Here is an 8,536-nt window from a genome sequence, read left to right on the forward strand (position 1 = left end):
CACAGGCATACCGCTCACCAAGGCAAGCTGCTCAGAACAGCCGGGTCAGCGAGCGGCGATCGCCCAGGCCAGCACGCCGGCCAGGATGAGCCCGTTCAACGCGGCCAGCACCAGGTACGCGACGGGCGGGATCTTGCGGCCCTTGCGCACGAAGCTCACCAGGACGCCCGCGTACACCAGCAGCAGCATGGCGACGGCGATCAGGAAATACAGCACCGCCACACCTTAGCGGCCGGCCTTCAGGCCGAGTCTGCCCAGTTCCAGGGCGGCGAGCGCGTCGACGGTCGCGTCGTCGCCGCGCCGCCACGCCTCGGCCACGTCGGGGGCGATCCGGGCCAGTCGCCCGAGCGGCTGACCGGCGAGCGCGCGCAGGGCCAGCAGGTCCCGCCCGGCGGGGGCGGTCGCGAGGGCCTTCGCCGCGCCGGCGCGGCGGATCCAGCGCAGCCGCAGCGGCAGCCAGCCGACGAGGACCAGGCCGAGCGGGAGGATCAGCACCGCGATGCTCAGCCCGAGGGCGAGCTGGCTGATGAGTTCCTGCTGGTCGCGGCCGGCCTGGGCGACCGCGCGTGCGGCGTCGGCGGCCCGGGCGAAGGGGGCGGTCAGCTCGTCGCCGACCAGCGGCACCCGGCCGACCTTGCCGCCGGCGTCGGCCAGGCTGTCGGCGAGGCCGCCGCCGGCGCCCTCCAGCTTCTGCCCGGGTACGGCGAGGCTCTCGATCGCGTCGTACAGCCAGAGCGCGAAGCGGATCGCCGCGTACACCCAGACGACCACGAACAGATCGGTGAGGAGCTGACGGAGGGCGGTCGGAAAACGATCAGCGTAGATCTTCACGTCGGACAGCGTGCCACGATCCGGGCGTCGCGGCACCGACGGCTCCAGGTCGCGGCGCGGCGACAGACGCGCCGAGCTGGAGCTGTCGCAGGGGCGGATTTGTCAGCCGGTACAGGCCGGGCAGGTGCCAAAGATCTCCAGGGTGTGGCTGACCTCGGCGTACCCGTGCTCGGCGGCGACCCGATCCGCCCAGCTCTCCACCGCCGGCCCGGCGACCTCCACCGTACGGCCGCAGTGCCGGCAGACCAGGTGGTGGTGGTGTCCCTCGCTGCACCGCCGGTAGAGGTGCTCGCCGCCGGGCGGGCGCATCACGTCGATCTCGTCGGCGTCGGCGAGCCCTTGCAACGTCCGGTAGACGGTGGTCAGCCCGACCCGTTCGCCCCGCTGGCGCAGCATCGCGTGCAACTCCTGCGCGCTGTGGAAGCCCTCCACCTCGGCCAGCAGCGCGCTGACCGCCGTACGCTGCCTTGTGTTCCGCAGCGTTCCTTCGGTCATGCCGCCACCTCCCTGCGGTCGGCGTCGCCATGAGTTGTCACTGCGCTGATGATTCGCTCGCTGCGCTCGCTCATGGCCCCTCCCCGGCGTGGCTGACGGCGTCCGCCACGATGTGCGCGACGTGCTCGTCCACCAGGGCGTACGCGATCTCCCGGCCGCGCCGGGAGCCGCGGACGACACCCGCGCCGCGCAGCACCCGCAGGTGCTGGGAGACCAGGGGCTGCGGGGCACCGAGCTTCTCCACCAGCTCGTGCACGCAGCGTTCGCCCTGAGCCAGCTCGCTCACGATCGCCAACCGGATCGGCGCCGACAGTGCGCGCAGCAGGTCACCCGCGCCCTCGAAGGCGTCGTACCCGTGTGCGGCGGTCATCCCGTAACGGTAACCAATGCCAGCAGGATCGGCGGGTGCGGGATCACCGCAGTACCACCTCCGGTTCGTGCGGCTCGGCGACCGGTGCGGCGCCCGGGCGGAACCGGCGACGCAGCGCCCGCCGGGCCGCGGTGACGAGCGCCATGACCAGGAACGAGCCGATGGCCAGCAACACCACCGAGGCGCCCGGGGCGGTGTCGGCGGTGGCGGCCACCCAGATTCCCGTCCCGGCGGCGAAGAGCCCCAGCGCCATCGCCGCCGTCATGGTGCTCCGGAAGCCCCGGGTGACCTGCTGGGCGGCGGCCACCGGCACCACCATCAGGGCGCTGATCAGCAGCACCCCGACCGCCCGCATGGCGATCGTCACCGTCCACGCGGTGCCCACCGCGATGAGCAGGTTGAGCGCCCGTACGGGCAGCCCGGAGACGCGGGCGTACTCCTCGTCGTGGCAGACCGCGAAGAGCGCCGGGCGCAGCGCCAGCATGGTCACCAGGACCACCACGCCGAGCACCAGGATGGTCACCAGGTCCGCCGAGGAGGTGGTGATCAGCGACCCGAACAGGTACGAGTTGAGCGAGGCGCTGCTGGCGTCGGAGAGCCCGACCAGCAGCACGCCGCCGGCGATGCCGCCGTAGAAGAGCAGCGCCAGTGCCAGGTCCCCGGAGGTACGCCCGCGCGAGCGGACCAGCTCGATCACGATCGCGCCCAGCGTCGCCGCGATCACCGCCACCAGCACGGGCGAGCGGTTGAGCAGCAGCCCGGCGCCGACGCCGGTGAGCGCCACGTGGCCGATCCCGTCGCCGATCAGCGACAGCCGGCGCTGCACCAGATAGATGCCGAGCGCCGGGGCGGCCAGCCCGATGACCAGCGCGCCGACCAGGGCGCGCAGCATGAAATCGTATTGAAAGAGGTCCATGTTCACCTGCTCCACAGCCCGGCGGGCTCCTCGGGACCGTGCGGGTGCACGTGGTCGTGGTCGGGCTCGGCGTGGTGGCCGGCCGGTTCCGGCACCGCGCCGTCATGAGCGATGCCGCCCTGGTGGACGACGACCGCCCGGCCGATCAGCGGGCGCAGCGGCCCCAGTTCGTGGGCGACCAGCAGCACGGTCCCGCCCCCGTCGACGAAGCCGCGCAGCGCCCCGGCGAACGCCTCCTGGCTGGCCACGTCCACCCCGGCGGTCGGCTCGTCGAGCACCAGCAGCTCCGGCTGACCGGCCAGGGCCCGGGCGATCAGGGTGCGCTGCTGCTGGCCGCCGGAGAGGGTGGCGACCGGGTCGCCGGCCCGGTCGGCGAGCCCGACCGCCCGCAGCGCGGCGGCGACCGCCTCCCGGTCGGCCCGTCCCGGCGGGCGCAGTACGCCCCGGCGGGCCAGCCGACCGGACGCCACCACCTCCCGCACGGTGGCCGGTACGCCACCGCCGGCGCCCAGCCGCTGCGGGACGTACCCGATGCGGTGCCACTGCCGGAAGCGGCGCCGCGGGGTGCCGAAGAGGGTGACCGACCCGGCGCCGAGCGGCACCAGGCCGAGCACTGCGCGGATCAGGGTCGACTTGCCGGAGCCATTGGCGCCGAGCACGGCGACCACCTCGCCGGCGGTGACGGTCAGCGAGACGTCCCGCAGCACCGGCCGCCCGTCGTAGCCGACAGCGGCGTGCGCGATCTGGATCACGGGTTCGGTCATGCCGCCACCTCCCTGCGGTCGGCGTCGTCATGAGCTGGGACTGTGTTGATGATTCGCTCGCTGCGCTCGCTCATGAGCAGTCCAACGCGGTCCGCAGGGTCTGGAGGTTGGTACGCATCGCCGACAGGTAGTCGCCGTCGGCCGGAGCGCCCTCGATCGGGTCGAGCACGGCGGTCTGCGCGCCGACCTCGCGGGCCACCGTCTCGGCGACCTTCGGGCTGACCAGCGTCTCGAAGAAGATGGTGGTGGCCTGGTGGTCGCGGGCCTCCCGGGACACCTCGGCGAGGCGCTGCGGGGAGGGCTCCCCGTCGGGGCTGAGGCCGCTGATGCCGACCTGTTCGAGCTGGTAGCGGGCGGCCAGATAGCCGAACGCGGTGTGGCTGGTCACGATCTCCCGGCGCTGGCAGGTCCGCAGGCCCTGCGCGTAGTCGGCGTCCAGCTTCGTCAGCTCGTCGCGCAGCGCGGCCGCCCGGGCGGTGAACTCGGCAGCCCGGTCCGGGGCGACCCTGCCGAGCTGCTCGGCGAGCCGGTCGCCGATGGTGGCCAGCCGGGTCGGGTCGAGCCAGACGTGCGGATCCTTGCCGCCGGTCTCGCTCTCGTGTCCGGCCTCGCCCTCGTGCTGGTGTCCGCCGGCCGTCGCGGCCAGCAGCGGCTGCACGGTGGCGACGTCGAATGCCCGGTCGCCGCCGTTCTGCGCCACCGCATCGTCCACGGCCGGCTGGAAGCCGGCGAGGTAGACGATCAGCTTCGCGTCGACGAGTTGGCCGACCTGGCGCGGCTTCAGCTCCAGGTCGTGCGGTTCGGCGCCCGGGCGGGCCAGGTTGGTGGCCCGGACCGCGTCTCCGCCGACCCGCTCGACGAGGAACTGGAGCGGGTAGAAGGCCACCACCACGTCGACCCCGTCCGGGTCGGTCCCGCCCCCGCCCTGGTTGGTGCAGGCGGCGACGCCGCCGAGGGCGAGCAGGGCCGCGGTGGCCGCGGCCAGGGCGCGGGAGCTGGAGCGGACGTTCATACGACCAACTGTCCGCGATAACGAAATTGATTGTCAAAAACGCATGATTGCATGTCAGCGCGGTCGCGCCGGATCAGAGCAGCTTGACCAGCGCCACCGCGATCAACAGCGTCAGCATGAGCAGCCGCAGCAGCCGGGTCGTCGGCCTCTGCACCGGCCAGGTGACGGTCATCAGCCACACCAGCAACCCGGCCAGCGCGAGCAACAGCACCCCGCCCGCCGGGCCCGGCGCGAAGAGGCCCACCAGGACCAGGACCAGCGCGGCCAGGAACACCGCCGTCGGGTTGAGCCGGGCCAGCCGGCCCAGCACGGGACTCTGCGTACGCTCCACCCCATAAACTCTACGAGGAGGAACCCGGTGCTGGTCACCAACCGGTTCGTGGTCGACGCCGACGGCGCGTCGGATTTCACCGAACGGGCGCACGCCGCCCTCGCCGCGCTCGCGGCCCGCCCCGGCTACCTGCGCGGGGAGTTGCTGCGGGCGCTGGACGACCCGACGCACTGGTGCCTGGTCACCGAGTGGGAGTCGGTCGGGGCGTACCGGCGGGCGCTGGGCGGCTTCGACGTCAAGGTCACCGCCGTACCCCTGCTGGCCCGGTCGGTCGACGAGCCGTCGGCGTACGAGACGCTGGCCAGCGCCGGGCCGGAGGGCGAGGTGGTGGTCCTGGCCAGCGACCGGGCCGCAGGTCCCTACCGCTGACGCCCGGGGCACTACCCTGGCGCGTATGACCGCTCCCGGACCGGCCGCCCCGCCTCCGCCGCCTGTACCGCCCGGCGTGCCGCCGGTACCGGGACCGCCGGGCGGGCCGGGCGTTCCCGCGCCGCCGCCCGGTCCCGGGGTCGCCCCGCCCTTCGCGGCGCCGCCCACCGAGGGCGGCCGGTCCCGGCTCTGGCTCGGCCTCGGCGTCGGCGCGCTCGCCGTGCTGCTCTGTTGCGGCGGGGGCGGCCTGGCCATCGTCGGGCTGGCGGTGAGCAGCGCTCAGGCCACGCAGGAGCAGGGCCGGACGGTCACCAACAACTACTACCGGGCGCTGGTGGACAAGGACTGGTCCAAGGCGTACGCCCAACTCTGCACCGACGCCCGTCGGCGCGAGTCCCGGCCCGATTTCGAGCAGCGGGTGGCCACCGAGCCGCAGATCACCGGCTACCGGGTGGGCGAGGTCGACGTCCAGACGCTGACCGTGCCGGTGGACGTGACCCTCGTGGGCGGCAAGCGGGAGGGTCAGACGGTGACCCTCGCGCCGGACCAGCAGACGGGCGCCGTCAGGGTCTGCGGGGTGAGCTGACCACGCCCCGGTATTGTGCTGGCATGCCAGCCGACCGTATCGACGCCGTCGTCAGCCTCGCCAAGCGCCGGGGCTTCGTCTTCCCGTCCAGCGAGATCTACGGAGGCACCCGGTCGGCGTGGGACTACGGTCCGCTCGGGGTGGAGCTGAAGGAGAACGTCCGCCGGCAGTGGTGGAAGACCATGGTCCAGCAGCGCGACGACGTCGTCGGCCTGGACTCGGCGGTGATCCTGGCCCGCGGCGTGTGGGCCGCCTCCGGCCACCTGGACGCCTTCGTCGACCCGCTGACCGAGTGCCAGTCCTGCCACAAGCGGTACCGCGCCGACCACCTGGAGGAGGCGTACGCCGAGAAGCACGGCAAGCCGCTGGCCTCGCTGTCGGAGCTGAACTGCCCGAACTGCGGCAACAAGGGCACCTTCACCGAGCCGAAGATGTTCAACGGCCTGATGAAGACCTTCCTGGGCCCGGTGGAGAGCGACGAGGGCATGCACTACCTGCGCCCGGAGACCGCCCAGGGCATCTTCGTCAACTACAAGAACGTGGAGACGGTCGCCCGCAAGAAGCCGCCGTTCGGCATCGCGCAGACCGGCAAGTCGTTCCGCAACGAGATCACCCCGGGCAACTTCATCTTCCGTACGCGCGAGTTCGAGCAGATGGAGATGGAGTTCTTCGTCGAGCCGGGCTCCGACGAGCAGTGGCACGAGTACTGGCTGAGCGAGCGCTGGAACTGGTACCTCGACCTGGGCCTGTCGGAGAGCAACCTGCGCTTCTACGAGCACCCGAAGGAGAAGCTCTCCCACTACTCGAAGCGCACGGTCGACATCGAGTACCGGTTCCAGTTCGGCGGCACCGAGTTCGCCGAGCTGGAGGGCATCGCCAACCGCACCGACTTCGACCTGTCCACGCACAGCAAGCACTCCGGCGTCGACCTGTCGTACTTCGACCAGACCAAGCAGGAGCGCTGGGTCCCGTACGTCATCGAGCCGGCCGCCGGCCTGACCCGCGCGGTGCTCGCCTTCCTGCTCGAGGCGTACGACGAGGACGAGGCGCCGAACACCAAGGGCGGCGTGGACAAGCGCACCGTCATGCGTTTCGACCCGCGGCTGGCCCCGGTCAAGGTGGCGGTGCTGCCGCTGTCCCGCAACGAGGCACTCTCGCCGAAGGCCAAGCAGCTCGCCGCCGACCTGCGTAAGCGCTGGGTGGTCGAGTTCGACGACTCGCAGGCGATCGGCCGCCGCTACCGCCGGCAGGACGAGATCGGCACGCCGTTCTGCGTCACGGTCGACTTCGACACCCTCGACGACAACGCGGTGACCGTGCGCAACCGCGACACCATGGCCCAGGAGCGCATCTCCCTGGACCAGGTCGAGCGCTACCTGATCGAGCGCCTCCCCGGCTGCTGAGCTGGTCACGGGGCTCCGACCGCGCCGGTCGGGGCCCCGTACACTTGTCCGGTGACCGCCCCGACCCTGCCCGCGCTGCGCCCGTTGACCCTCGGGCCGCACCAGGTGTGGCCGCCGGTGGTGCTCGCGCCGATGGCCGGTATCACCAACGTCGGCTTCCGCCGGCTCTGCCGTGAGCAGGGCGGCGGCATCTACGTGTGCGAGATGATCACCACCCGGGCGCTGGTCGAGCGGAACCCGAAGACGCTCCGCATGATCGCCTTCGGCGCCGAGGAGCAGCCCCGCAGCCTCCAGCTCTACGGCACCGACCCGGAGATCACCGCCGCCGCCGTGCGGATCGTGGTGGAGCGGGATCTCGCCGACCACATCGACCTGAACTTCGGCTGCCCGGTCCCCAAGGTCACCCGGCGTGGCGGCGGGTCGGCCCTGCCGTGGCGGCGCCGGCTCTTCGCCCGGCTGGTGAAGGCCGCGGTGGACGCCGCGTCACCCGCCGGGGTGCCGGTCACCGTCAAGATGCGCAAGGGCATCGACGACGACCACCTGACGTACGTCGAGGCCGGGCTCGCCGCCCAGGACGCCGGCGTCGCGGCGGTCGCCCTGCACGGGCGTACGGCCGCACAGCGCTACTCGGGCACCGCCGACTGGGACGCCATCGCCACCCTCAAGCAGGCGCTCGACGTGCCGGTGCTCGGCAACGGCGACATCTGGGAGGCTGACGACGCGCTGCGGATGGTCGCCCACACCGGGGTGGACGGGGTGGTGATCGGCCGGGGCTGTCTGGGCCGGCCGTGGCTCTTCGCCGACCTGGAGGCCGCCTTCAACGGCCGGCCCGAGCGGCGGCTGCCGACCCTGGGGGAGGTGGCGGTGACCATGCGGCGCCACGCCGAACTGCTGGTCGACCAGTTCGTGGCCGGCGCCCGCAACCCGGCCCGGGGCGAGCGGGACGGCTGCACCGACTTCCGCAAGCACGTCGCCTGGTACCTCAAGGGTTTTCCGATCGGCAGCGAGCTGCGCCGCTCCCTGGCGATGATCGACAGCCTGGCCCAGCTCGACGACCTGCTCGGCAAGCTCGACCCGGCCGTGCCGTTCCCGGTGGAGGCCCTCGGCCAGCCGCGCGGCCGGACCAACTCCCCGGGCAAGGTCTTCCTGCCCGACGGCTGGCTGGCCAGCCGGGACGACGACACCCCGCCGGACGGCGCCGAGCTGGACGACTCCGGCGGCTGACCGCCGCGCCGGCCAAGATCCGCACACTTTCGGGGAAGTTGCTGTCTCCCTGTGCGGGGAGGCAGCAACTTCCCCGAAGTTGTCGGTGCCGGGACGACGAAAGGGCCGGCCCCTGGTGGGGCCGGCCCTTGTCGTGGGTGGGTCAGGAGGCGCTGTAGCCGCGGGTGGCGATCCAGTTGGCGAGGTTGTCCACGCTGATGTTGTAGGAGGCCATGTTGGGGTTGGCGGAGTCGGC

The 8,536-nt window shown here is 72.6% G+C and carries 12 protein-coding genes and 1 pseudogene; 4 read left to right on the forward strand and 9 right to left on the reverse strand.

Annotation, left to right across the window (positions count from 1 at the left end; all coding sequences use genetic code 11):
- Positions 1-45 precede the first annotated feature (45 nt).
- The 8 genes from AB0C02_RS23785 to AB0C02_RS23820 all read right to left on the reverse strand — a co-directional run bounded on the left by AB0C02_RS23785 (position 46) and on the right by AB0C02_RS23820 (position 4,719).
- On the reverse strand, positions 46-216 hold the full coding sequence (locus tag AB0C02_RS23785; RefSeq protein WP_357550993.1) for a hypothetical protein: 171 nt from the start codon (positions 214-216) through the stop codon (positions 46-48).
- A gap of 9 nt (positions 217-225) precedes the next feature.
- Positions 226-831, reverse strand: a complete 606-nt coding sequence (locus tag AB0C02_RS23790) for a hypothetical protein (protein ID WP_357550994.1) — start codon at positions 829-831, stop codon at positions 226-228.
- Positions 832-933: 102 nt separating this feature from the next.
- Positions 934-1,326, reverse strand: a complete 393-nt coding sequence (locus AB0C02_RS23795) for a transcriptional repressor (protein WP_357550995.1) — start codon at positions 1,324-1,326, stop codon at positions 934-936.
- 70 nt (positions 1,327-1,396) lie between these two features.
- Positions 1,397-1,696: a metalloregulator ArsR/SmtB family transcription factor gene (locus AB0C02_RS23800; RefSeq protein WP_357550996.1), complete on the reverse strand. Its 300-nt coding sequence runs from the start codon at positions 1,694-1,696 to the stop codon at positions 1,397-1,399.
- Positions 1,697-1,739: 43 nt separating this feature from the next.
- Positions 1,740-2,612: a metal ABC transporter permease gene (locus AB0C02_RS23805; RefSeq protein ID WP_357550997.1), complete on the reverse strand. Its 873-nt coding sequence runs from the start codon at positions 2,610-2,612 to the stop codon at positions 1,740-1,742.
- A gap of 2 nt (positions 2,613-2,614) precedes the next feature.
- Positions 2,615-3,376, reverse strand: coding sequence for a metal ABC transporter ATP-binding protein (locus tag AB0C02_RS23810; protein WP_357550998.1), 762 nt, complete (start codon positions 3,374-3,376; stop codon positions 2,615-2,617).
- A 70-nt stretch (positions 3,377-3,446) separates the two neighbouring features.
- Positions 3,447-4,388: a metal ABC transporter substrate-binding protein gene (locus AB0C02_RS23815; protein WP_357550999.1), complete on the reverse strand. Its 942-nt coding sequence runs from the start codon at positions 4,386-4,388 to the stop codon at positions 3,447-3,449.
- Positions 4,389-4,461: 73 nt separating this feature from the next.
- Entirely contained in the window at positions 4,462-4,719 is a 258-nt protein-coding gene (locus AB0C02_RS23820) for a DUF6703 family protein (RefSeq protein ID WP_357551000.1), read from the reverse strand.
- A 27-nt stretch (positions 4,720-4,746) separates the two neighbouring features.
- Between AB0C02_RS23820 and AB0C02_RS23825 the strand changes: the two genes are divergently transcribed.
- From AB0C02_RS23825 to dusB, 4 genes are read left to right on the forward strand one after another with little or no spacing between them, the layout of a single operon-like run.
- Complete coding sequence (locus AB0C02_RS23825) at positions 4,747-5,088, forward strand: antibiotic biosynthesis monooxygenase family protein (protein WP_357551001.1); 342 nt, start codon at positions 4,747-4,749, stop codon at positions 5,086-5,088.
- A gap of 25 nt (positions 5,089-5,113) precedes the next feature.
- The gene (locus tag AB0C02_RS23830; RefSeq protein ID WP_357551002.1) at positions 5,114-5,674 is read left to right on the forward strand and encodes a hypothetical protein; all 561 of its coding nucleotides are present in this window, start codon (positions 5,114-5,116) and stop codon (positions 5,672-5,674) included.
- 23 nt (positions 5,675-5,697) lie between these two features.
- Positions 5,698-7,077: a glycine--tRNA ligase gene (locus AB0C02_RS23835; protein WP_357551003.1), complete on the forward strand. Its 1,380-nt coding sequence runs from the start codon at positions 5,698-5,700 to the stop codon at positions 7,075-7,077.
- Between the two features lie 51 nt (positions 7,078-7,128).
- A complete protein-coding gene (dusB, locus tag AB0C02_RS23840) occupies positions 7,129-8,301 on the forward strand; it encodes a tRNA dihydrouridine synthase DusB (protein ID WP_357551004.1) in 1,173 nt (390 codons plus the stop codon).
- A 142-nt stretch (positions 8,302-8,443) separates the two neighbouring features.
- Here the strand turns inward: dusB and AB0C02_RS23845 are convergent.
- Positions 8,444-8,536: pseudogene (locus AB0C02_RS23845) on the reverse strand (phytochelatin synthase); the annotation flags it as partial.

Source organism: Micromonospora sp. NPDC048999, assembly GCF_040649295.1.
Lineage (GTDB): Bacteria > Actinomycetota > Actinomycetes > Mycobacteriales > Micromonosporaceae > Micromonospora.

What these genes read in the sequence shown, in the direction of transcription:
- AB0C02_RS23795 (WP_357550995.1), bottom strand. Translation starts at nt 1,326, where the DNA reads ATGACCGAAGGAACGCTGCGGAACACAAGGCAGCGTACGGCGGTCAGC.
- AB0C02_RS23800 (WP_357550996.1), bottom strand. Translation starts at nt 1,696, where the DNA reads ATGACCGCCGCACACGGGTACGACGCCTTCGAGGGCGCGGGTGACCTG.
- AB0C02_RS23805 (WP_357550997.1), bottom strand. Translation starts at nt 2,612, where the DNA reads ATGGACCTCTTTCAATACGATTTCATGCTGCGCGCCCTGGTCGGCGCG.
- AB0C02_RS23810 (WP_357550998.1), bottom strand. Translation starts at nt 3,376, where the DNA reads ATGACCGAACCCGTGATCCAGATCGCGCACGCCGCTGTCGGCTACGAC.
- AB0C02_RS23815 (WP_357550999.1), bottom strand. Translation starts at nt 4,388, where the DNA reads ATGAACGTCCGCTCCAGCTCCCGCGCCCTGGCCGCGGCCACCGCGGCC.
- AB0C02_RS23830 (WP_357551002.1), top strand. Translation starts at nt 5,114, where the DNA reads ATGACCGCTCCCGGACCGGCCGCCCCGCCTCCGCCGCCTGTACCGCCC.
- AB0C02_RS23835 (WP_357551003.1), top strand. Translation starts at nt 5,698, where the DNA reads ATGCCAGCCGACCGTATCGACGCCGTCGTCAGCCTCGCCAAGCGCCGG.